The organism is Streptomyces sp. NPDC104309, from assembly GCF_055584025.1.
Map to the genome: position 1 here is coordinate 36,827 of NZ_JBVJMV010000036.1, position 24,913 is coordinate 61,739.

The 24,913-nt window shown below is 64.6% G+C and carries 14 protein-coding genes; all 14 read right to left on the reverse strand.

Going from position 1 to position 24,913, the window contains the following annotated elements; translation table 11 throughout:
• Positions 1–176 precede the first annotated feature (176 nt).
• The 14 genes from ACZ68L_RS35345 to ACZ68L_RS35410 all read right to left on the reverse strand — a co-directional run bounded on the left by ACZ68L_RS35345 (position 177) and on the right by ACZ68L_RS35410 (position 24,807).
• Positions 177–5,285 (reverse strand): type IV secretory system conjugative DNA transfer family protein, encoded by a 5,109-nt coding sequence (locus ACZ68L_RS35345; protein ID WP_469585609.1) that lies wholly within the window; start codon positions 5,283–5,285, stop codon positions 177–179.
• Between the two features lie 142 nt (positions 5,286–5,427).
• Positions 5,428–7,482, reverse strand: coding sequence for a hypothetical protein (locus tag ACZ68L_RS35350; protein WP_469585612.1), 2,055 nt, complete (start codon positions 7,480–7,482; stop codon positions 5,428–5,430).
• A 141-nt stretch (positions 7,483–7,623) separates the two neighbouring features.
• Complete coding sequence (locus ACZ68L_RS35355) at positions 7,624–11,919, reverse strand: Hint domain-containing protein (protein WP_469585613.1); 4,296 nt, start codon at positions 11,917–11,919, stop codon at positions 7,624–7,626.
• 154 nt (positions 11,920–12,073) lie between these two features.
• On the reverse strand, positions 12,074–12,670 hold the full coding sequence (locus tag ACZ68L_RS35360; protein ID WP_469585616.1) for a hypothetical protein: 597 nt from the start codon (positions 12,668–12,670) through the stop codon (positions 12,074–12,076).
• Between the two features lie 396 nt (positions 12,671–13,066).
• Complete coding sequence (locus tag ACZ68L_RS35365; protein ID WP_469585619.1) at positions 13,067–13,609, reverse strand: hypothetical protein; 543 nt, start codon at positions 13,607–13,609, stop codon at positions 13,067–13,069.
• 137 nt (positions 13,610–13,746) lie between these two features.
• Entirely contained in the window at positions 13,747–16,035 is a 2,289-nt protein-coding gene (mobL, locus tag ACZ68L_RS35370) for a relaxase MobL (protein WP_469585621.1), read from the reverse strand.
• A gap of 94 nt (positions 16,036–16,129) precedes the next feature.
• Positions 16,130–17,179, reverse strand: a complete 1,050-nt coding sequence (locus ACZ68L_RS35375) for a hypothetical protein (protein WP_469585623.1) — start codon at positions 17,177–17,179, stop codon at positions 16,130–16,132.
• Positions 17,179–17,685: a hypothetical protein gene (locus ACZ68L_RS35380; RefSeq protein ID WP_469585625.1), complete on the reverse strand. Its 507-nt coding sequence runs from the start codon at positions 17,683–17,685 to the stop codon at positions 17,179–17,181. The genes ACZ68L_RS35375 and ACZ68L_RS35380 overlap by 1 nt, the downstream gene beginning before the upstream one ends.
• A 62-nt stretch (positions 17,686–17,747) precedes the next feature.
• Entirely contained in the window at positions 17,748–18,458 is a 711-nt protein-coding gene (locus ACZ68L_RS35385) for a hypothetical protein (protein WP_469585628.1), read from the reverse strand.
• The gene (locus ACZ68L_RS35390) at positions 18,455–19,204 is read right to left on the reverse strand and encodes a hypothetical protein (RefSeq protein ID WP_469585631.1); all 750 of its coding nucleotides are present in this window, start codon (positions 19,202–19,204) and stop codon (positions 18,455–18,457) included. Before ACZ68L_RS35390 ends, ACZ68L_RS35385 begins: the two co-directional genes overlap by 4 nt.
• 113 nt (positions 19,205–19,317) lie before the next feature.
• Positions 19,318–20,019 (reverse strand): hypothetical protein, encoded by a 702-nt coding sequence (locus tag ACZ68L_RS35395; protein WP_469585634.1) that lies wholly within the window; start codon positions 20,017–20,019, stop codon positions 19,318–19,320.
• The gene (locus tag ACZ68L_RS35400) at positions 20,016–20,999 is read right to left on the reverse strand and encodes a hypothetical protein (RefSeq protein ID WP_469585636.1); all 984 of its coding nucleotides are present in this window, start codon (positions 20,997–20,999) and stop codon (positions 20,016–20,018) included. Before ACZ68L_RS35400 ends, ACZ68L_RS35395 begins: the two co-directional genes overlap by 4 nt.
• Before the next feature lie 195 nt (positions 21,000–21,194).
• Positions 21,195–23,444 (reverse strand): phage tail tip lysozyme, encoded by a 2,250-nt coding sequence (locus ACZ68L_RS35405; protein ID WP_469585638.1) that lies wholly within the window; start codon positions 23,442–23,444, stop codon positions 21,195–21,197.
• 58 nt (positions 23,445–23,502) lie between these two features.
• On the reverse strand, positions 23,503–24,807 hold the full coding sequence (locus ACZ68L_RS35410) for a hypothetical protein (RefSeq protein WP_469585640.1): 1,305 nt from the start codon (positions 24,805–24,807) through the stop codon (positions 23,503–23,505).
• Between the last annotated feature and the right edge of the window lie 106 nt (positions 24,808–24,913).

A 24,913-nucleotide genomic window follows, 5' to 3' on the forward strand; every position in this document is an offset into this window, starting at 1 on the left:
AGCCAAATCAGTTCCTGTTGATGCTCGGGGTTACGTAAGTGTGTATAGAGCCTACCCCGCTTATCGAAAGGAAGCGAGAGGCCATTCAGAAAGGCCAGTGCCGGGGTAGTCCCCCTCATTCGAGAGACGGCCCCGGCACTGATCGCGATCCTTCGCTGGCCCCAAGTGGCCGCCGACTACTTCGAGTTCATCTCGATGGCCATGGCCCGGTCGAACCGGCCGTCGGCCAGCACCTCCCAGCTCGGCAGAGAGGCCAGGTACTGGTAGAACGCAGCGTGGACCTTCACCGTCGCCAGCGACTTCAGGTCCTCCTCGGTGACGTCCTCCTCGGCGAACATCCTTGAATCCTCGTCGTTCACGTGGCCGTTGATCCGGCGGGCCGCATTGGCGTACGCGTCCGAGCGGATCTGGCTGATGTACGTCTGGGACCCATCGGCGCTGCGCAGCTCGCCGTCACCGCCGACCGAGAAGTGCTCCCGGTCCTGCTCCAGCTCGGTCTGCGCCGACTTGTAGGCCTCGCCGATCTCGATGTCCAGGCTCTTGACCTTCGCCGAGCCGTCGAGGTTGACCAGCATCTCCTTGCCGACCGTGCCCTCGGCATAGAGCATTCGCTGCCGTTCCGTGTTGACGGCCTGGCTTTCAGCGACCGCAACCCCGACCTCGACGTTCTCGAAGAACTGGTCATCGTCGAACATCATCGTTCCCTCGTACTCGTCGGGGTCTACGACCACCGGAGCATTGGGGTCATGGCCCTCGGCGACCGCGGTCATGGTCGTGATGACCTCCATGACCTCGTCGGCGTAGACATCCGGGTCCAGGCGCTCGATGTCGACCCCCTGGTAGCCGTAGATCTCCTTGTACTGCGCCTTCGCGTCCGAGGCCTTGGTCGCCTGAGCCATGCGCTTCTCCAGCATCTTCACGAAGTCGGGCTGGTTCATCCGCACATCGAAGTCCATGGCGCTGGACAGGGTCGGGATCGTCTGCAACGAGTACGTGTGCCCCGGATGCTTGATCGTGCTCCCCAGCAGCCGGAACGACATCGGCAGGATCGTCTGGTTGCGGTTCCAGATCGGCGCGTCGCCGGCCCGGAAGACGATTGAGTTGCGCGGCGAGAGGAAGGCCATGTCGTTGTAGCTGATCAGCGGCTCCTCCTTGGTGCTCATCGTGTAGGAGACACGCCCCTCGGTCTTGCCGCCGATGACCTTGTCGAGATCCTGGCTGATCTGCTTGCTGTCCCGGTACGAGCGGTGCGTCTTGCCGCTCATCTTCTCCAGCGTCTCGATCATCGAGTCGTCCGTGGACTTCAGGAAGACGATGTTCGAAGTGTTGTGCGTCGGGATGAAGTCGTCCGTGATGTACAGGCGGCGCTCATCGGCGACGCGGATGCACTGCACCTCCTCGTCACGCACGTACTCGACGCTCACGACACGGTTGAATCCACGGGTACGGTCGCGCCAGCGCTCAGCCTTCCGCGAGAGCAGGAAGGAATTGATCTCGGGCAGCCGAATGTTCTGCACGCGGTAGGCGTCCCTGGCCTCCTTCGGTGTCGGCTGGTTCGGCGAGGTGTACTTGACGTTCGTCTTGACGTTGATCGCCACACGACCGCCCAAGGAGCGCACGAGCTTCTGGACGTCCTCAGCCAGCTCGCTGCTCGCGGAGGTGAACTCCATCTCGCCCTTGCGGCTGATCGTGCCGTCGGTGTCCATGAGACCGCGCAGCAGATCGGTCCGCTGCTGGACCGAGCCGAACAGGTAAGCCTCCGGGATCGACTTCTCCCACGAGCGCTTGCCCGCGAGGCCGAGCGCGCGCAGGTACTTGCTGACCCCAAGGACGCTGTACGTCGGGCAGTGCCCATCCTCGACCTTGTACTCCGAGACCGTGTAACCGCGACGACGAATCTCCTCCACGATCTCCTCGTCGTTACACGAGAGCCAGGAGAAACCACCCTTGCCGATATGACCGTCCCCGATGAGAACACCCAGGACGTATGGGTCCATCGGAAGGTCGGCCTCCGGGTAGGCCACCGGCATGATGCGAGGCAGGTCGACCTGACGACCCTTGTCGACGCGCGACTTCAGCTCCTCCGTGGTGACGATCTCGGTGACACGCTCGGCGGTCTTGCCGCCATTGCCGCCGACGTACGCCCTCTTGCCGTCCTCGGTCTTACCTCCCACGTACTTCACGCTGGACTTCCAGCGCTCGATCGGCCACAGGTGCTCGTTGCACGACTCGGCTGAAGAGCCGTCACGCAGGGTGAGCCGATAGACCGGACGCACACCTCGCGGATAGACCCCGGTCACCGTGGTGACCGTGCCGAACGGCGTGAGCACCTCGTCGCCGACCTCAATGTCGCCCATGCGCTTCCATCCAGTCGGAGTGGCGATAAGCGAGTGAAGCGGGGCGGCATTTCCCTGGACAATCTTGTCGACCGACTCGCCGTATACGTCACGCAGCTGCTGCAGGGTCTGCAGGATGAGCGTGAACTGCTGCTCCTGGCCCAAGCCGATGGAGAGCATCGTCTCGAAGCCGTCGATGCCCTTGCCTTCCGACTGAAGGTTGCCGAGCTCGTCGAGCATGAACCGCGTGCGGTAGAGCGGCTTCTGGTTCGACTTGGTCATGTACGCCTGGTCGGCGCTCACATCGAACAGCTGCTTGACCAGGATCAGGATCAGCTTGGCGTACTTCATCAGGTGCGGGGGAGTGACCAAGAACAGTGCCTTGGTCGCCTCCGAGTACCGCGCCAGCGTCTGCGTGATCGCCCGGGCCTGGTACGAGACCTTCTCCGGGTTGCCGCCACCGGAGAAGTCGAGCTTCGTATCCGGGTAGAGCGTGTCTGCGGGCTGGAAGGAGACGATCTTTCCGTCCCGGGTGCCACCCTCACGCACCGGCTTCAGCTCACGCATCACGCCGTTCTTCACGATCTTCTTGCCCGTCACCGGCTCGACCACGTAGTGCCGGCCGTTGAGCGAGACCTGGTAGTTCTTCGTGAAGCTGAAGTAGAAGGTGCGCACCAGCATCTTCGTCTGCGGGTTGACCAGCTCCAGCTTGAGCCAGGCCTCGTCGGTGGGGAACTTGCCCTTGAAGTTGTACCGGGCCCAGCCTTCGCGGCCGACGATCTCTTCGTGCTCGAAGTCCTCGCCGAGGTTCTCGGTGAACATCGGATCCGCGTAGGCCGACCACACGGCCTGCTGGCCGACGAGGTGGTCGCGCTTGACGTAGTTCGGCGCGAAGCGCACGCCGAGCCGGCGCGGGAACGACAGGCCCGCGAGATCCGTGTTCTGCGAGGGCTTGCCCGAGGTCAGCGTTGAGATCGTGGGGTCGGTGAAGAACGACATGGCGGTGATCGCGATGCCGTACACCGAGGCCAGCATCTTCTCCGCGCCGGCCATCGAGCGCAGCGCGTTGTGGGCGTTGCCCACCAGCGTGCGCATGTTGTTGCGGGGCAGCTCCTCGCTCGCGTTGAAGTACAGGCTGAGCATGTCCTGATCGGCCTTGCCCTCCCACATGAAGGCCTGGGCCGCTGCCTTCTCCTGCTCCTCGGCCAGGCCATCCTCGTTGTTCTCGAACTCGCCGGCCTTGACCCGCTTTTCCAGCTCGGCCTCGGGGTTCTTGATCTTCTTCGAGCTCATCTGGACGAAGAGCTGGTAGCAGTTGTAGAGCGTGACCTTGCCCCAGAGGTCGTCGAGCTTCTGTTCCAGCAGCGCCGGGTCCATGTTCAGCACCGCGGCGGCGTTGCGCAGTTCCCGCTCCTCCTCCAGGTAGAAGTCGATGAGTCCGTAGGCCGCCCTCTTGAAGGCGTTGTTGGCGGCGTTGGGCCAGACCGGGTCTTCGCCGCCGTCGAGCGGGAAGAAGATGCCGGCGATGTTCTCCACATACAGGGCGCATTTGGTGAAGTTGCCCTCGCGCGCTGCGTCGGCCGCCAGTCCCAGGGGGTTGTAGATGTCGGTCTTCATGGAGTTGATCAGGTTGAACTGCACCGGCTCGAACCCACGCGTGACCAGGGGCACGTAGTTCTTCACCAGCAGTTCGCCTTTGGGATCGTTGATGACCATGTTCGAAGGCTTCTTCTCCCTTGACCACATGTCGATGGTCGGCTCGATGTACGTCTGGCCCTTACCGGCTCGGGTGATGGCCAGCACCATGGTGTTCACCGGCGCGGTATCGACCACGTACGCCCCGGCCGGGCGCTGGGCCTCGTACGCCGGGAACTCCCAGTCCTTCTTGATCAACTCGGCGACGGTCGCGTACTTCCCGAGCTTGTCCCGGTACTTGCCGTCAGGGTTGTACGGGATCAGCGTCGTGTCGTACTTCTGGCGCAGCGCCTTGTCATCGGGGAGTCCCGATGCCTCAAACAGAGCGTCGCCAAAGTCCTCGTCGATGATCGGCAGGGTCTGCATCAGCGGATTGCCCTCGTCGTCGTCCATGATCTCGCCGGCGTAGTAGACGAGATTCCCGTCCTGATCGATGACGTCCTTCTTCGCGCGCTGGGCGACCTCGACGGTGCCCAGACCCTTCTTCCGGAGCATCATGTGGCTGAGCATCGAGCTGACCTGCACGTTGGAGTGAGCGCCGGCGTCGGGGAACCAGTCGTAGTTCTGCTGGATTTCTTCCGGCAGGGCGATGTGCTGATCGTTCTGGTACTGGTTGATGTCGCTCGTGGTGTTCATCAGGTTCGCCGCGGCTACCTTCCGCGAGAACCACGTGCCGATGATGAGGGCGATCATCAGACCCGAGCCGAACGTGATGAAGAGCTTGAACCACGAGACGTCAGCCAGCTGCTCACCGACCGTCGTCGTACTCTTCTTGGGTTCGGTCGGCTTCTCGGCGCTGGGCTTGCCGTCCTTCGCTGCGCTGTACCAGCCGGGCACCGGGACAGCCTCGGCGCTGGAGTAGCACTTCGCCTTCACGTCCGGGTTGCCGTCCTGGGTCAGGGGGCGGTAGCACTTCACGACCGAGCCGCCCGCACCCGTCGTGGTGTCCTGGACGTAGTACGTGCTCGGCTTGCCGCTGTTGCTGCCGGGCAGGCCCGAGTTCATGGACGCGCCCGCCGAGAGCACTGCCGTGGCGATGAGCGAGTAGCAGACCCAGGCGACGATCGTCACCAGCACGCCGGTGATCGCCGCGACGATGATGCCCGGTTTGGTCGACTTCAGGGTCAGGAACTTGCTGCGGTCCAGCTGCTGGTTGTCGTAGACATCTCGGTTCGTCAGCGTCTCGTCGGGCGTCCGCGCCGAGATCTTGTCCCAGCTGCTCGCCTTCGGCCGTGCTGCCTTCCGCCTGCTCATGGCCATCGTGGTTCCTTACTCTCGAGCCTCGCTCGTTCTGCTGTTCTGCTGTCCAGTGCGCTTGTGTGCGCGAACGACGACGGCGCATGGGGAACGCGCCCCATGCGCCGTCAGATCACCCCGTCGGTCATGACCGGATCGCTCAACGGGTCAAGACCACCCCGACGATGAAGCCGGCCACGCCCATCAGGAGCGAGAGCGTGACGATCATGACGATGAGGATCTTGTTCGAGCGGCTCTGCACCTCCGAGGCCCGCGCCATCTCCAGCGAGTAGGAGTCGCGCGCTTCCTTCAGCTGCTCGATCTGACCCTCGTAGCGGCGCTTGACCGTGTCCTCGATCGTCTCCAGCTGCGTGAGCAGATCGATGACCCGCGCCGCCTGGGAGTCGGTCTTCTGCTTCTCCAGGTCGAGGTTGTGCTGCCACTCGGCGTCGCGCGCCGTCATCTGCGTGATGGCATCCTTGCGGTTGCGCTCCAGCTCGTCTTCCATCCGGCGGGTCCGGTCGGCATGCTCTGTGCGCACCGACTCCAGGCGTGCCTCGTGGTCACGGCGCAGGACGCCGATCTCGTCCGTGGTCCGCAGGTGCTCGGCCAGGGCCTCGGACTGAGCGATGTCGGCCTTGCGGTTGTCGTCGATCATCCGTTGGATCTCGGACTTCCACTGGGTCAGCCGTTCTTCCTCGGCAGCCAGGTACTCCGACTGCCGTTCGGCCAGCAGCTCGAAGATCCGCGACTGTCCGGTCTGCATCTTCAGCGTCGCGTCCGAGCGCCGGACCCGCAGGATCTCCTGCTGGTTGTGCGCGTGGGTGTCCTCGATGTTCCGCTCGATCTCGGCGACGGAGTCGATCTGCTCGCGCTCCATCTTCGAGCGGTTGCGCTCCTTGTACTGCAGTTCCGCCGAGAGCGCCGCCTGCTGAGCCACCTTGGTGGCCTGCGCCTCATAGTCCTTGGCGATCTCGGCCCGGCGGGTCCGGATCTTCTCGTCCTTCTCCGTCTGGCGCTGCTGATGCTCAGCCTCGGCGGCGTCCTTCAGCAGCTTGTACCGGGAACCGTCACGATCGGTGGCCACATCGCGGATGACCTGCTCAGTGTGCGCCGACATGAGGTTGACGTAGAACGTGCGCAGCTCGTCCTCGTGCGCGTGGCGCAGCTGCGTCAGATCCGCGTTGGCCTGCCGGTTGAACTGGGCGACCTGGTCTCCAAGCCACTCGGTCGCTCCCTCAGGCACAGCGATCTGCACCACCGGTGCACCGATGGCGAAGGTCGCGTTGAACTCGTCGAGCCGGACGTCCAGGTCAAGCTCTTCGGAGAGGAACCGGCGGGCGATGACGTCACGCGCCTGGGTCTGATCGGCCAGCAGCACAGTGTCGTCGGCCTCCTGGTAGTCGCCCTCGACGCCGTAGCCGGCGTCGGTCTCCTCGAAGCCCTCGTAGCCGGCCATCTCGTAGTCATCGTCCGTCTCGAAGGCCGGAGCGGCGATGCCTGCGTCGTCCTCGTCGAACATGGGCGCATCCGCTCCTTCGTCGTCATCAACGACGTTGCTGAAGACCGGCTCGTCATCCAGACCCTCGTCTGCACCCTCGTCGCCGGGGATCTCGTCGAAGATCACATCGCCCTCGTCCTCCCCGAGGACCACGGAAGCAGAGCCAGTGGCCCCAGCTTCGGCGACCAGGCCGCTGTGCTCCGCCCATGCCTTCTCGCCCACGGCCTCTTCGAGGCTCGTGGTGCCGGCCGCGACAGAGCGCGCCTGCACGAAGCTCGCATCGTTCACCAGATCCACGAGCAGATCGCCGCTGGGCTTCTGCCACACGACGGCCCAGGCGTACTTGGCACCGGTGAGCAGCGAGTACTCCTCCATGCGCTCAAGAGTCTCGTCGGTGGGGATGATGCCGAAGACCTCTTCTTCGATCATCTCCGCCGTGGCCACCGTGCGGATCTGGTCGGAGCTGATGAGCTCGATGATCGAGCCCTTCGCCTCGTCCCGGCCATGCCGCTTGCTCAGACCACCGATCTCGTCGGCTGCGAGCACGAGCATCACCCAGGCCGTACCGCTGGGAAAGACGAACTGAGTGTTCGACCGCAGCAGCTCGACCGCTGCTGGGATCGCCGTCTCTCTCACCACGGAGGCCAGAACCTCGTCGGGCTTCTTCTTCCGTTCCTTCTTCTGGCTGACCGTTGCCGTTCCCAGAATGTCCATTGATGCCGATCCCTTCGCTAATAAAACACAGTTCTCCTGGTTTATAAGTATCTTATCGCCGTCCTATCGGAGTGGGCAACCATAGGGCATGGAAGGGCTATTGACTCATGAGTCAACTCGTTCCCGTTGTCCTTGACCGGCTCATCGCACCGCACTGACCTCGACGTAGGCATCGGAACTGAGCAGGTTCTTGTCGTCGCTGACCAGGTCGCCGACGACGTCGATGCGGATCCGCCGCTCCGAGGGGTGCTCGTTGAGGAAGGTCGCCACCGAGGTGGTGACCTCGTCGGTCAGCTTCGCCACGGCCGCACGTGCACCGCCGGCGTCAGAGTCGATGTCGCCCTTGTCCTCGATGAGGTACTGCAGAACCCGCGTATCGACGTCGATGCGCACGTTGTGCTTGACGAACACCTCCTGCACCATCTGGCGCAGCTTCTTCCGCACGATCTTCTGCTGCGTGGCCAGCGACAGCGGCTGGAAGGGCACGATCGCGTCGATACGACCCAGCAGCTCGGGCGGGAACCGGTTGTCGCCCGTCGTCGAGGAGATCGAGCGGCGGATGAGCTTCTCGTACTCCATCAGCTGCTTGCCCGAGCCCGTGTCATCCGCCGCATACTGTGCGATGTCCTTGTAGATCTCCGAGCCCGCGTTCGTCGTCAGCACGATGTAGGTGTTGAGGAAGCTCACCTCGCGGTTGTTGTCGTCGTTGAGCCGGCCGTCGTCGAGCACCTGCAGCAACACGCGCGTGACCATCGCCGAGGCTTTCTCGACCTCGTCGAACAGCAGCACCGCGTGAGAGAGGTCCCACACGCGCTTGGTGAGCTCGGAACGGAACGCCGCGAATGACGAGTTCTCGGCGTACTCCGTCATGTCGAACCGGATGAGGTGGCGTTGGTCGTCGCTGAACAGCAGCTTCGCCAGCTGCTTCGTGAGCTCCGTGTTGTGCGTGACCACGAACTGACCAGCCTGGTAGAGGTGCTCCTCGTCGTCGACGTAGATGCACGACGAGCTCTGCTGCTCCGGCAGCTTCTCGATCGACGCGATGCCGACCATGTCGAACTTCTTCACGCGCTTACGACCCGAGGTCTCGATGACCGCCCGCCGTGCGATCTCGTGCTTGCGGGGGAGGGAGAAGAACCGGGCCTTATCCTCGTTGCCGACCTTCACGTGCACGTCGTACTCGACCAGTTCGCGCCCGCCCTCCTTCGTGCGTGTCCACGACTTGATCGTGTTCGAGACGCCGAGCGAGAACAGCACCTCCCTCAGGTCCTCCGCGAGCCCCTTGGAGAACGTTGAGTACGAGACGTTGAAGCGGTCGTTCGAGCCGCCGATCGATCCGTCGGTGTCGAAAAGGCCCCGTACCAGAGCCCACCGCTGCTGTACCGATCCGTGCTTGTACCTCTCCGGGATACGGCGCATCGCCGAGCGCACGCCGATCAGCTGGGGAACCGAGGCAAGCACGTCCTTCGTCTGGTACAGCGAATCGCGGCGGTCCTCCACCGGGCCAACGCCGACAGGGAAGACCCAGCTGTAGCTGTGCCCGTACGACTTCGGTGCCGATCCCAGCCATTCGCCCACCGTCCACACGGTGTGGTCGGCGTCGTCCCCGTCAGACGAGAGCGTCAGCTGCGTCTCAGTGAGGCACCCGTTGCCGATGAGGACGCCCAAGACGTACGGGTCGACGTCGAAGTCCTGCCCCGGCCAGTGCACCGGTCCGTTCGCCGGGATGAAGAACTTCACATGCTCCCGAGAGTCGCCGGGGTAGGTCCGCACGACGCCACGCTCGACCATTTCCTGCGTGCTCAGGACCATCGGCGCGACGTCCTTGCCGGCATGCTTCGTCGACCGCTGATTGGCCGTGTAGACCGTCCACAAGTGCGGTCCTCCAACGTCGAGAGTCCGGCCGTCCCAGAGCGTGACCCGGTAGACGTCCTGCATGCCCTGCGGGAAGTGTCCGAGCACCTCGACCGGGCGACCTTGGCGACCGAACACTCTGTCGCCCGGGATCAGGTCGCCGTGCAGCTTCCAAGTGGTCTCGCCGTTGCTCGAGTAGACCGGAACCTGCGTCGAGTCGACGCAGAATTTCCCCGTTCCCGTCGACCCCGTGAAGAGCATGGACGCCATGGGGCGACCCTTGTCGTTGAGGTCTGCCACCGACAGCTGCAGGCGACGCGCCACCGCGCCGGTCGCCCAGTCCTGGCTGAACACCTTCTCGTCCAGCTGCTCCTTGATCTTCGCGCCGTCGACCTTGAAGGCCACGTTGACGTTCAGCGACTCCATGAGCACATCCGAGAGCAGATCTCGATCCATCGGGCGATGCGTCAGACGGTGCCAGCCGACCATAGAGTCGAGCACGAGGATCGACTTACGCGGCTGGGCGCTGGCTGGCATGTAGCGCTGGGTGTACTCGTAGATCTGCCGGAAGACGTGATCGTCGTAGAACTCCTCGGCCACGCCGTACCGTTCGGCCATGCCCTGCAGGATCTTGATGGTCGTCGCCTGGTCCGGCGGGTTGAGGTTGATGCGCTGCAGACGCTCGACGAGCGGCTGGTTCGGTGAGATGTGCTTGTGGAACTCCTCGTAGGTCGTCGCCGCGATGATCCTGATGCCGCGGGTTCCCGAGGCCGCCAGGACCGGCTTGATCGCCTCGACGGCGGCGTCGGAGAGCTGGATGATCTGGTGGAACTCGTCGATGAAGAGCACCAGTTCGTGCTCTTCCTTCTTGACGAAGCGCTCGGCCTCGTCGAAGAAGCCCTTGAGCATCGCGGCCATGTTCTCGGCGGTGCCCGCCTCAGAGATCATGCGCGCCGGGTCCACCTCCAGGTAGAGGCGGTCCTTGTCCACCAGCATCGTGGCCTGAACCAGGGCAGTGTTGTGCGTCGGCACGAACCCGGGGCCACACAGGTACATGTGGTCCTCGTTGTCGACCTGAATGCACTTTCCCGGCAGAGTCGGCGCAGGGGAAATGTCCGTGATGTAGAGCCACTCCTGGGTCGAACGTGTCGCGCTCGGCACGCGGGCAGCCTTGCGCGGCAGGCGGAACACCTGCTGCGTCGTGGTGAACACCATCCGGTGCCGGGGCTTGCACTCGACGTGCACGCCGTCGGCATCGCGGTACCCCGAACGATTTTCCGTACGATTCACCTTGATGCCCAGCGAACGGATCAATTCCTCCGCGTCTCTGGCCAGCGTCTCGTCGGAAAGCGTCAGCTCGCAGACGCCGTGCTCGTCGATCGTCCCGTCCGTGTCCATGAGCCCCTGAAGGAGCGCCAGGCGCTGATCAATGGACGCACGGAGATAGGCGAGCGGGACGTGCTTGCGACCAAGGACGCCGATCTGGCGCAGCTGGGCCTGCAGACCTTCGGTCCCGACGGTCTGGTCGTTGCTCGTCAGCCGATACGCCTTGTAGGCCGCCGACCGAAGCTGCTCGATCAGATGGCCCATGTCCGACAAGGACTTCCCATCGGCGGACAGATCGGACTGGGTGAATGAACCCTTTCCGGTCGAGCCGTCGCCCAGCCACGCCCCAAGGGTGTACGGGTCGATCAAGAGATCAGCCTCCGGCAGATCCAGGGGCTCGGTAACGCGGATGGAGAACCGGCGACGCTTGCCTCCCGCGCACAACACACCGGCGTCCACCATCTGCTGGGTCGTGAAGACCGACTCCTGCAGTTCACCGCTGGTCCCCCACGACGTACGGCGGAAGACCTGCTCTGACAGCGCCTTCAGCGCGATCTGCGTGTTGAACTCGTGAACATGCACCGTGGAGACTCGGGTGCCGCCTTTCCAGGTTTGTTCCGTGGTCCGCGTCGCCTCGCGCCACTCCACACCCTGCTTCAACAGGTACGTATGTAGACCCGTGGGCTTACGCCACGTCACGCCCTCGATCTCGCTGATCATGTCGATCAGTTCGCCTGCCGTAGAGAACTCGGGAACACTCCCTTCGGCCAATGCCAGAAGAGCTTCCCTGCGGACCTGGGCGCGGTCGCGACGCGCTTGCGTCGTCGCGACATTCGTCGGATACGACTCCGCCCTCCCGGAGACGGACGCCACCAACCACTGGTGATCCGCGCAGGCGGTGACCACCTGGCCGTCGCTCAGCGCGATGTCGTACAGCGCCGGCGTCTCGTCGACCTCAGAGACGTACGAGACCCTGGTCGGCTTGCCATCGCGCCCGAGCACGAAGTCGCCAGGCTGTAGATCGCCCATCGTCGTCCATCCGGACGGCGTCGGGATCGGCGTGCCCAGCGGCAGCAGCTTTCCGGTGCCAGCTTCGGCCAGCAGGAGTGCGTTGCACAGCTCGGGCCGACTCATGGACGCCAGCAGCTGCGTCGTCTCGTGCTTACGGCCGACGATGTCGCGCTCGGCCTTCTTCAGTGGCTCCGAGAGCTTGGACAGGAGCGGGTAGCGCTCATTGAGCTGTGTCTCGTGAAACATGCCGCGCAAGGCCTCTCGACTGGACTGAGATTTAACTGGAAAATCAGTCGAAATCCTATCACGAATCGCATTCGATAAGGCGTTGAATAGTCAATACGAAAGGCCCCGGAGTCCACTCCGGGGCCTTTCGTTGTGAGCTCTGGTCGCGGACCGCTCACCCGCCGTACTCGGGCTCGCTGCCCTCCGGCACCGGAGGCTGCTCGAACTGGTAGTTGAAGCGCTCACTGACCGGGGCCTTGTTGCTTCCCTCCGCACCGCTCTTGTTCACCACCGAACCCATGCGGCCGACCAGGTCCGCACCGAACGAAGGTGAGGACTTCGGCACATCGGTGGCGGTGATCAACCCAGGAGCCGCCGGCTCCTGGGGCTGAGGCTGACGCTCACGCACCACCGGGTTGAAGCGCGACCCCGGCGCACCGGGTGCCGGCACCGACGAATAGCTGTGGCGCGGCCCGCCATGTGCGCTGAGCCCGGCCTGCGAGTTCGCCGGCAGAGTCCGCGTCGGCTCCGATGCAGTCGTTCCCGACATCATCACCTGCAGCTTCTCCTGCGTCAGCGGCTGGCCATCCCGCGTTGGCTCATCGTCCAGAATCACCGACGCCTCGTCCACCGGGGCCTGGCGAGCGGCCTTCGCGGCGGCGTGTCGCGCCAGCGTGTGCTCATCCACCCCGAAATCAGGCGTCTGAAGCTTGTCGATGTCGATGGCATACCCGTGCTCGGTCTGGATCAGGTCGGCCTTGGCCGCGAACACCTCGCCGATCTCGGCACCTTCACCATCCAGGATCGGAGCCCGGCGATGCTCCGAATGAAACTTCGACGCCTCGTAGTCATCGGTCGGGTACTCCGCTGCGTAGTTCTGCCGCGTGTGCGGCCCTGGGAGTCCACCACGTCGATCGAGGTGAGGTGCGGGTTCCTCTGCAAGCCCGCCTGCGGGTCACGATGGTCGACCTGCACATCCATGTACATGCGCTCTCGCCCGTAGTCCTTGCGGTTGCACTGATATGACCTGACCAGCAAGTTGACGCCCCGCGGCGCCGGTCCGTTGAAATTCGCCGTGATCTCTCCCTCTTTCCTGCTCGTGTCCCGTGTAGCCGAAAGGCCCCCGGAGTGGCATCCGGGGGCCTTTCGAATGGGGCTTGGCTCGGTCTCAGCCGACCGCCGGCTCGTCGACCTCGGCTGCCTGCTCCTGCTCGGCCTCGGGGGTCGGAGCCTCAGCCTGCGACTTCTTGGCCGCCTCCTGAGTAACCTTCGCGGCCTTCATGGACTCGAACTGGTTGTCCATGGTCTTGCCGTCGATCTTGAAGTCGGAGGCCTCGACGGACTTGGTGTTGACCACCAGGCCGGTACCGCGGGTCGCGGGCATGACGTTGCCCTTGAAGCCGTAGATGGTGCCGACCTCGTTGCCGTCCTTGTCCAGGATCGGCTCCTTGTTCGGACCCGCAGCCTTGGCGATCTCCTCCATCTGGCCGACGGAGTACGCAGCGCCGTTGTTGTAACGGACCCTGCCGTCATCACCCCGCTCCCGATCGGACTTCAGATGCAGGTTCGTCTGCTCGGGACCGCGCGGATCTCGAGCATCGAGCTGGACGTCGGCGTACTGGGACTTGCTGTCCTTGGTGATGCCGTTCTTGTAGACCCGAGCGATGAGGTTGACCCCGGTCATCGCGCCCCTGCCCTTGAGGAGTGCCATGATTCCTTCCGTTCGTTGTTCCGACTGCCTTCTGTAAGGCCGACTGCGATCAGTCGCATCGTCCTGACAAGGGGTTGAGTCCCTGTCGAACACCCTTCACACTAATACTGCTATAGAGCATTCAACAAGACTCACGGCTAGTCTTTCTGTGCGCGTTCCAAATCATTCGACAGGGAAGTTGACTGTGAGTCGAATGCCATCCCGGCGTCCGTTGCGGTCACAGCCTCATCGACCTGGGCCTGGACCCGCACGACGAGGCCGGCATCCAGCGACGAAGCCTTGGACCGCCGCATCCGCTCGGCCTGCTCACGTTCAGCACGCAGCTCCGCGATCCGGGAGCGCAGCACGAGTGAGCCGGATTCCTCGTCCTGTTGCTGAGGCGCCAGCTCCCGAGAAATGCGCGTCATCGCCGCGACGTCATCCACGGGTAGATCGGGGATCGCCTCGGCCTGACCCGACTGGTCGAGGTAGTCCATTGCCGACAGCAGCAGCCGCCGGCGTTCTCTGGTCGTCTCGACAAAGGTCTGGCGTGCCTGCAGCCCGATCTCGACGTCGGTGACGAAGTCGTAGCCCAGGTGATGCAGGTCCAGGGCCTTGACCTCGTCGAAGTCGTACAGGACACCGGCGACGATCTCGAAGTCCGTGCTGACCTCGTCAGTCCCGGCATCCGCAGGATCCTCAGCGCTCGACCCCACGCGCAGCACCAGGCCGGAGGACGCAAGATCAGCCCGCAGGCTGCCCAGCTTCCGGCCATAGGACTGCTTCATCATCCGGATGCGCGCGTCCAGCACTGCCCGGCCGCGCTTGCCCTCGGTCAGGAGCCGGCCGCCGGGCTGATCGTAGATCGTCCGGCCCAGGCCTTCGGCCTCTTCGGAGTCCTTCATCCGCTGCAGGGAGGCATCCGCACGCAGCGCTATTAGCGAGAGCAGCCGCTGACCGTAGGCGGCGACGTCCTGCTGCTGCTCGTACCACTGGCCGGCGTCCCCGAGGAAGGGCAAGAAGTGCTGGTACTTGCTCATCAGCCGCCGGTGGTAGTCCTCCTCGAAGCGGTAGAAGTCGTAGAGCGGGCGCGAGTCCTCGGCGGCGACGCCGGCCTTCTCGGCCTGATCCCACTGATGCGCAAGGTCGCGGTAGGCTCCGGCCTTCTCCCGGTGGTGCTGCAGGCGTGAGGCGTAGCTGCGCAGCCGGAAGCCGAAGGAGACCAGATCGGCTTCAGCGTTCTCGTCTTCACCCTGCCGGTCCGCGGCCAGCACGGCCATCTGCTGGTAGTCCATCCCCATGACTTCGAGCATCGGCGTGTGCACCCGCAGCTCCGACTCCGGCATCGCCCGCAACATCTGGTAGACGCCGTTGACGGAGCGCTCCGTGATCTGCGTGCGTCCCTGATCGATCAGCTTCTGCCATTCCTCCGTGCTCAGGGACTCCTTCGTACGGCGCTCGTTGGCGTAGTCGACGATGTGCTCCATGGCCTCCGGCATCGGAGACCCGGCACGCTCCAGCTGCTCCTTCACGAGCTCGGTCACCAGCTGGTTCGCCTTGCGCATGCGTGCGTCGTTCGAGCCAGCGCGCCACAGCGTCCGGTCCGCCGGCAGGCAGGCGAGCAGGAACTGCGGCAGGGACTCGGCGCGGATCCGCTCGTGCGCCCACCGCTTGATGAAAGTGGTGACGTTGCGACGCTCGTAGCCGACGGCGCTGGAGAGATGAGCCACCGCCTGCTTTTCATCCAGCCAGGCGTCGACGCCGCGGCGGAGCCGGGACTTGTGCCGGTCCAGCAGCTTGCCGCGCTGGGTACCGTCCTTGGCCAGGTGGCCCACCCCACCGTCGACCATGGCCAGGTGGCAGTGCACGTGCTCGGTGTCGACCTGGATCACACCCACGTAGCGCAGATCGTCGAAGCCGCTGGTGCCCGAGCTCATCCGCTCCAGGCCGTGCATGATCGCCATGCGCAGCTTCATCTGGTCGATGTGGCCGCGGTAGTCCCCGCGGCCCTCACAGTGGAAGTCCTTGTCGACGATCTTGTGTTTCCGCAGGTACTCCTCGTCGAAGGACAGCACGGTCTTCAACACGGTCTTGCCGTTCTCGAAGTGCTGCTGGATGTCCTTGGACGCTGCCTTGAGCTGCTCGTCCGAGAGCGAGACCGAGCCGTAGCCAAAGGCCACACCGCCGTCGCCCTGGGCCTGGCGCATCTCATGCTTCGCCGCGCCCCGCGTGATGCCGGGGCGCTCGACGGCGGACTCCCGTGCCATGTAGCGCAGGATGAAGGCGTCGGTGCGCAGGCGCTGGATCGGAGCCAGGGACTCTGTTGCCTGCTCACGGGCCATGTACCGGGTGACGTAGTCGCCCGGCGTCGCGCCGCGGGACCCCTTGCCGCCGGGCAGTGGCACGCTGAACTCGTTGACCACGATGATGTCCTGCTTCAGACCCATCGTCACCCTCCTTCCTGTCTCGGTACCAATGCACTACGGCCCCGGCTGCTGTCTGCCAGCAACCGGGGCCGCGCTTGTCATGCCTGATCCGTTCTCAGGACCCCAGGCCTTGCTCGCCGTCCTTGCCGAAGTCCAGATCGGCCGCGTGCTGCGCCACCTGGCGCTTGCGCTCGTCCAGGCTCGGGGCCGGCTTGATCGCCTCACGTCGCCGGGTCTCCTGCTCCTCCAGTTCCAGGTCGAGATCGAGGTCCAGGTCACGCTGCACCTCACGGGGCGGGATCGGGGGAGCGAACAGCGCGTCCTGTTCCTCGGCCGTGTGCAGCGCTGCCACCACGCGCTCCCGGTAGAGGTTCTCCGTGGTGCCCTCGGTGCTCGCGCGTTCGGTCTGGTACTGTTCGCGCTCGGCGGCGAGCTCCGCCTCAATCTGCTGCAGGCGTGCGCTCATGCCGTCGGCGGCGACCGGGGCCTCCTCAGGCACAGGCACCCCGACGGCCGGCTTGCCCTCAGTGTCCAGACCCAGCTCGTCCTCGGTGAACAGCTGGTTGATCGCGTCCGAGCGTGCCTTCAACCCACGCGCATCGACCACAGCCTCCGCCCGCTGGACGCCGTCCTTGGAGTGGTCGGCGAAGTAGCCGGCGAGGTCATAGCCGCTGGACTCGAGGTCGATCTCCAAGTTCCCGATGTCGTGGATCTGGGTGAAGACCACGGGCGCATCGCCTTCGGTCTGAGTTCCAGACGGAGCGAGCACCAGCATGTCTGCGGTGGCCGGAAGCTCCCACTCGATTCCGGTGACCTGCTCGGGCACGGCGAAGCCGCTCGTGAAGTAGCCCTTGCTGGCGAGTACGACCAGCTGCTGGTCGTGGAACTCGTAGAAGGCATCGACCTTCTCGCCCTGACCGGGGGAGTAGGTCACCTGGGAGATGCCGAATGGCAGCTTCTCGGCCGGGGTGACCGAGCGCAGCTCGCCCGCCATGTGCAGATAGGGGCGGTAGTTCTCCTCCTTGCCCCGGTGCTTGAGATCGAGCGACTCGACCATGACGCCCAGCTCGGCACTCAGCCCCTCCAGCCGGTGCGTCTCCACTCCTCGTTCACGCAGGACACGGTGTGCCCATACGTCGTTCATCGTCAGTCCTGCGGTGCGCATCACTTGCTCCTCTTGCGGTTGGTCTTGCTCTGGTTGGTAGTCCTGGTCATGGGCTTCGGCGTGACGTCACGGGCGTCCCGGATCTTCGTGATCATCCGAGTCGCCCAGCGCCACATGCTGCGCATCACGACGATCTCGCCCGCGGCGAGCAGCGCGACAAGGAAGAGGAGCGGCATCAGCCACATGGCGATGGTCCCGTCCGCACTGAGTGCACCCTGGGACGCGCCCGACTGCTGGTGCAGCCATGCGCCCAGCAACGGGATGATGACCACGGCCGTGATGAATGCCAGCAGGTAGTCGGCGAGAAGGACGATCGCCCGGAAGAACCCCGCCCACACCACGACGGAGAACCTGCCGGCCTCCTTCTTCGGAGCCAGAGCCCGCCAGCCGGCGCGCAGCTTCGAGTCCCTCTTCTCCGTCACGGGCTTCGCCGTGGTCTTCTTCGCCGTCGCGGCCGGGCTCATCGGGGCGGTGGTCTCGGTCTTCTCCAGGGTCTGAGTCGACATGCGCTTGTCCTTCGTCTCGTCGGTGTCTTCTGGGGTGCGTGCTGAAGCGGTGGGCACTTCGGTCACCTGGTCGGCTTGGGGGAGGGCTGGGCCGTGCTGTTGGCAGCGAGGGCGTCGCGGGTCTTGCTGGAGGCCTGATAGGCGTCCAGTGACGTCACCGTGCCGTCGTGGAAGGTGGCGTAGGTGAAGACCACGAGCTCACTCTTGGCAGCGCTGTTCTGATCCGGTTCGATATGGACCGGATCGAGCCGGGCCACCCCCGTGTAGGAGTAGGTCAGGCCCTGCACCCGGCTCACATCGATATCCAGGTTGACGAGCGTGTACGTCATCCCAGCGCCCTTCGTGGCTCCGGTCGTCGTCATCCACTCCGGCACGAACTCGATGAGCACCCGGGAGGTGTGGTCGAGGAAGCCGTAGCGCGCATCGAACACCACCTGCTGCCCCTTGACGGTCCGGCTTGACGCCGAGCTGTCGGTGAAGCTGAGCAGAAGGGACCGCCCCGTCGCCTTGTCGCGGTTCACCCGCTCGATGTCCATGCCCGGCAGCTGGGCCAGCAGCGCCGTGCGCTGCGTTGCCAGATTGGCCTGGGCGTCGCTGAGCTTGCCGTCGAGTTTCTGGACTACCGCATCACCCTGGGTGTCCGACGCGGCCGGGCCGTCGCTGAGCAGGCTGGCTCCGAGCGTGACCACCGAGAGGGCGAGCAGCGCCCCGGTGCCGCCGAGCAGGATCTTCCCGGCGTGCTGACGCAGCTTGTTCTTGATCTCCTCGTTCACGATGCTTTCACCTCCTGCCTCAGGGCCTCACCCGTGGCCGTTGTGCCGGTCTGGATGTTCACGAACGCCTTGCGGACCAGGTCGTAGTCGGCGCGGGCCCAGGCCAGCACCGCCGGCTTCTCACCAGTGCCGGTCCGGATTTGCACCGCCAGCCAGGTCACCGTGATGGTGCTGTCGTCGTTGATCAGGTAGGGCACCTGCGCAGCCCACTCGAAGCCCGAGTTGAAGCTCATCGGGATCCCGACGCCGGTCGGTGCGTCCTTGTCACTGGCGAGCAGGTACCACGGCTCCAGCTCCGCCTGGTGCACCGACGGGGCGAAGTAGGGGATGAGATTGCGCAGCGTCGACTGCGAAGTCGCCGGGTCCAGCTTGCCGCCGGCTGCCGCCACGCCGGGCGTCAAGAAGCGGTAGTCGTTCTGCAGCTTCGCGACCTGACCGGCCGCCGTCAGAGCCGCCGTCAGGCCGCGTTCGGCATCATCGGCCTTCGGCAGCGCCGCTGTCTTCGCCTCGGTGGTCCGGATCTGCTCCTGCAGGGAGGAGATCTCTGGTGCGGCCGTGTCGCTCACCGCGCTCTGGCCGCCGGAGAACCCTGCGCAGAGGACGAAGCACAGCAGTGCGCCCACGCCCATGCTCACGCCGGTCACGATGGTGCGCTTGCGCAGACCACCCGTGGGCTCTGTCTGCTCTGGGACCTTTGCGCCCTCCTGTGAGGACGCGGACGTCGCGACGAAGCGCGTCTTGCGCACTGCGCCTTCACCCGACTCATCGGTCTGTGTCGATGCCATTAGTCCTCAACTCGCTGTTCCACTCGAATACCAGGACAACTCTATCAATAAGACGAGTCGAAAGGGAGTCTGAGTCATCCGGAATGGCGAGTCTCGCCACTCGCCGAGACACCGGAGAGATTCGAGACCTTGCCCTGGGCGTCGACCGTGACGAAGAGCAGCGCGCGCCGGTGCGCTGTGACATTGGCTTTGCTCGCCTTGTTCTGCGCCACCGCATCAGAGGTGGCCTCGACGTCGGCCAGGCCGGCGTAGGTGTAGACGCCTGCCTTGACATCGACGACCTCGATGTCGGGATCCCCGCCGAGAGCCGAGTTCAGGCCGACCGTGTCGATGTAGTAGTAACGCCGGCCCTGAGAGTCCTCGCTGAACCGTGACGGGGGCATGAACGACTTCAGGAACGCATCGTTCTCCGTGAGGCCGAACCGGCTCTTCAGGCTCTCGCGCGCTGCCTCGTAGCTCTGTCCCGAGTCCCACGTGAAGGCCATCGAGAGCAGCGACTTGATGCGCTCACCGTCGGTGCTCAGCCGGTTCTGGCTGACACCCAGGGCCGCCATGACGTCCGCGTTCACCTGCTCGGAGTTCTTCTTCTGGATGCCCGCCAGCTGACCCACGACGTCACTGATCTGTGCTTCCTGCTTGGTCAGGGCCGCGTGCTGGCTGCTCCAGGTCACGCCGGCAACCGTGGTGACGACTGCGAGGACCGCGGCCGTCGCCAGGACCCAGGCATTGCGCCGGAAGAACCCCCGGCGCGTGGGTGCTGCCGTCTGCTCCGTCATCGCTTCCCACCCTTCTTCTGTGCACCCGAGCCGCTGAGTTCGGGGACGCCGGAACCGGCCGGCTGCTTGATCGCGGGGTTCTCGTACTGAGCCCCGGTGGCGGTCACCACGAGCGCCAGGTGATCGAAGGCTCCCGTCGTGCCGCTACGCACATAGCGCGCACTCGCCCAGGCGAGCACCTCGCCGCTCTTCGTGTCCCGGCACAGCCAGACGACCTTTGCCTGGTTCGTCATGCCCGAGACGTCCTTCACGCTCAGGTCGGGCATCACCGTCTCGACCTTCCACGCGTACGTGCTCGGGGCGGCTGTGTTCGCACCGTCGTAGCGGATGTACCAGGCGTGACGCGGATCGATCTCGGTGGTCGCATCGAACGGCGTCAGCGATGAAGTGCTGTACGCCGTCTTGTCATCGACCAGGAAGGAGTCGGTGCTGAACAGGGGAGCCATGGCCCGGCGATGCTTGATGATCTGAAGCGTGGCCTGATTCGGTGCCCCGTTGTTCGGGCTGGGCTGAATGCTGGCTTGGTGGTACAGCGTGGCGAAGGTCTGCTCCCTGGCTGCGACCTTCTTCGCGTCGGCCGCTGCCGCCTCGGTGAGCTTGGACAACTGCGCACCGGCGTCTGCCTTCACGGGCGTGGACTGGGCATTGTCCAACTGTCCCTTGAGCTGGACGATCTGGGCCGCGTTGTCCGCCGCGCCCGCTTTGGAGCTCTCGCCGGTCACGCCCGTGGCGACGACCAGGGCGAGGATCCCCACGCCCATCACCGCGGTGACGCCGCGCCGGATCAGGCGTGCGTTGTCCTCCGGGGTGCGCTCCTGGACCTTTTCGCGCTGACGGATGGTCCAGCCCTCGAAGCGCTCTTCGAGCTCGGCTCCGGTGATCTTCTTGCGCGTCTTCGGTACCGCGGGCTTCTCCTCGGGCCTCGACCCGGTCTCCTGCTCTCGACCCGTGCTCTCGGACTCGTCATCGACTGTCGTCACAGAACGCACTCCTCACTCCACTTTGTTCATAAACGACTCAAGTCTATCCCGAAAGGCATTCGCGGCCGAGTCGGAATCCATTTGATAGGAGAGCGGAAAAGTGAGTCCGGCACACAGGCCCTGCCCCAGACATGCAGAAGCCGGTGCCCGGATCGCCGGGCACCGGCTTCTCACCTCAAGGTCAGATGCAGCGCATCAGACCGTCTTGATTTTGTCGGAAGAGAGCATCGCATCCGACATGTCCACGAACTTCCAGCCCTCGGCCGCCAGCCGCGCCGCGCTGTCGACGCGGACCCGACCCATGAAGGCGCAATAACCGGCCTCACCGAGGATGACCTTGTCGCCCTGGACGCCGAGCACGACCAGCGTGTGGCCGGCAGGACCGTAGCCCGGGCCGGAGCCAACCGAGTAGGCCCTCGGGGTCGAGGACAGCTGCTTGCCCGTCTCCCTCGCGATCGTGTACGCCGTGTCCTTGCCGTCACCCATCGGATAGGTCTGGAACGTCGTGTACTTGTTCACGAAATACGTGCTGAAGCTCACGCAGTTCTCAGCATGGTTGCTCCCGCACGAGCCAGGACCACCCTGGTCGCCGTAGCGGTCGTCGAGGAACTTGTCACCCTCCTTATTGAAGAGGTCGACGAGGGCCTGGGCCTCCTCCTGGGTCATCCCGCCGTCCTTCAGCGAGACAGAAGTGCCACCCGTGGTGCTGCAGTTGCCCAGGATGGTGTTGATCCCGTTGCCGATGTTCTCGATGATCCCGCCGACGATGTTCTCAACGCCGCCCACGATCGAGCTGTCGACCGACCAGCCGCTCATCTTGCCGAACCACATCTCGGCGTTGTCACCACGGACGGTGAGCCCTGCCTCGCCATCAGCGGAGCGCTCCCACTCCTTGTGGAAGTGCAGCGCCGCCGCACGCGGGGAACCCTGCGACTTCTTCAGCATGCCCTTGAAGGCCGTGACGTCGCCCGGGTTGTCGCCGTCGACCATGAAGGCCAGCTGGGCCTTGATCGTGAACCAGTCGACGCCCTTGCCCTTCGCGTACTGACGCAGCAGCGTGTTACGGCCAGCCGTCCACTGGCCGAGGCCAATGCCGTTGGCCGTGTTCTGCGCGGCGCTGGCCTTCTCGGGAGTCATGGCGTAGATCCCCGTGGGGAAGTTCTGCACGCTCGTCGGGTCGATCCCTGACTCCTGCGACCAGTTGCCGAGGATGCCCGCAATGTTCTCCTTCGGCATCCCCCAGCTGCTGAGCACCGAGTAGATCTCCTTGGCGTTCTTCTCCACGTCCGCCGGGACAGCTGCCCCGGAACCGTTACCCGTGAGACCTGCGTTGACGACGCACGCCGTCCCGTTCGCGTTGAGGCTGCCTTCGGTCTGCGCCGTCGAATTGAGGACACCGGTGAAGACCGTGCCCACCAGGACCACAGTTCCCACCATGGCGAGAGCACCCGACGTCACGGCGGCGACAGGGGCCACCGTCGCCGTGACGGTGATACCCAGGGCCGCGCCGGCCCCTTTGGCTATCAAGCTGCCGAGCGCCATGAACGGCGCAGCGATCGCGTGGCCAACCGCCTTGAGGACGTTGACGAAGAGCGTCCACAGCAGCTTCCCGGCGTTGAGGGCCATCGCCAGGGCCGCGAAAAACATGGACTTCAGCCAGTTCAGGAAGGCCATGGCCATGACGACACTCATCGCAGGGGGAGCAGCAGCCGCGCCACCGCCGACGGCAGCGCCCTTGGCAGCCTTCGAGCCCAGGCCCTCGTCGTCCTTGCCGGCACCACGCTCATAACCCGTGCCACCGGCACCCAAGCGCTTGTCCGCAGGCTCGGCGACGGGACTGCCGCCGGTGACCTTGGACACGCCCTCGATCGTGTCCTTGGCCCCCTCGACGCCGACATTCTTCGCAGCACCAACTGCGGCTCCAGGGAGCCCGCCGGCCTGTGCGCCGGCCACGGCACCGGAGACGGCAGCTCCTGCGTAGCGCCCGGCAGCACGCCGGCTCGCACTGCTGCCGTCTCCCTCAACCGCCTTCTGGGTCGCGCCTCCCGCCATGCTCCCGGCGACGCCGTTCATACCCTGCTTGAGCTTCGACCCAGCATCCGCGACACCAGAGGCCTTACCTGCGGTCTCCGTGGTGCCTGCCGCGGCAGGCACCTTCGGAGCGGCCTCCGGCATCTTCGGTGCAGCTTTCGCCGCACCAGGCACCTTCGGAGCGGCCTCCGGCATCTTCGGTGCAGCTTTCGCCGCACCAGGATCATCAGCCCCCTGACCCGGGAGCTGCTTAGGCACGCTGGTCTTGTCCTCGGGAAGCTTCTCGGTGCTCTCCTCGGGACCGAGACTCTTGGTCCCGCGACCCTGTGGAGGCACCCCCTGACTCACCGACGTGCTCGGCGTCTCCTTCGGCGGCCCCTTCTTGGGACTCCGATTCGGCTTGTCGGTGGCCATGTCGTTTTCCTTTCCGGCTCAATGCCAGGTAGCGGAATGCATCACTTCCGTGCCGCACTCAATGCAGCGTGGTAAGGAAGTCCTTGTCGTCGCGAATAGTGCTGTTGGACTGCACGTCCCGCAGACTCACGTCCAGTCGGAGCAGGTCGAGCGAGAGATCCGACTCGTACTGCGACTTGTTCCGGGAGTAGTTCTGATACGCCTCGGAAAGGTTGTTCATGATGTTCATGAGGGGGCGCATCGTCACGTCAGAGGACTGGTAGTCCTTGATGAGGCTCGTGCCGTCCGAGAGGATCCACTGCATGTCCGAGATCTGCTGGCTCGTCGGATCCGAGCCCTCGTCACGCTTCTTGGTGAAGAACTGGGCGTAGCTCTGTCCGGCCGGCACCAGGGCGTCGAGGTAGCCGTCGTAGACGTTGCCTGCACGCCAGTTGACGTCGAAACCACCCGGAACGACGTGCTTGGTCTGCAGCGCCAGCGTCGAGACGCCGTCCTCGGCCTCAGCCGCGGAAACGCCCGTGATCTTGTCGGTGGCGATCGAGACCGGAACGGTCGGCGGACGCAGGAACAGGCCGTCGATCTTCGTCGTCTGCAGATCAGAGGTGTACGACTGGATCTGCGTCAGATTCGCGCGTATCTCGACGAGCTTCTGATCCAGGGCGTTCCTGGCCTCGGTCTCCTTCTCCTTGAGGGCGACCTCGTAGTAGGCCTGCGCTGGATCGAAGGTCAGGGCGTCGAGCGCCGCAATCTTCTCGACGCCGGACGCGCCGGGGTTGAAGAAGACCCGCCACTGGTCGTACTTGGAGAAGCTCTCGTCGCCGGCCAGCTTGCCGGAGTCCGTGCTCTGTTCCTGTCCAGGAGCAGTCAATTCCGCATTCGCACGGACCGTCAGATTCAGCACCTGGCGGTCGAAGGGCTTCTCGGCGTTCAGGAGAACCCCGACGTAGCCCGTCGAACCGAAGGCGTAGAAGGAGCCGTTGATCCCGTTGGTGCTGACCGGCTCGCTGTTCAGTGAGGTGTCCGACCCGAGTAGGAATGCCCGGTAGTCTGCGGCGTTGTACGAGATCTGAGCGGTCGGGCTGAAGTGCATCATCACGAGCGCCTTGTTGCCGCTCTTATTGGTGTAGACCCCGTCGACGGTGCCGTCGAGATTCGTCTTCGATGTCTTGAAGTCGCTGGTGTACAGCGCCGTCTGTGAAAGCGAGTCACGCCCCGCCTGGTACGCCAAGGCCCCCGATCCACTGATCACGATCGCGCCCGTGACCGCGAAGATGCCGAAGAACACCCCAAAACGCTCGATCGCGTGGTGCGAGTCGAGCTTGAACTTCCTGCTGAAGGCCAGTGCCTTGTCCTTGATCCCCATGTTCTGCTCTCTTTCGTGCCTGTGCTGTGCCGCGGGCCCGGATATGGCGAACCGGGCTGGCGGAGGCCTTGCACCTCAACCGACCCGGTTCGCTCGACGCCTCTGT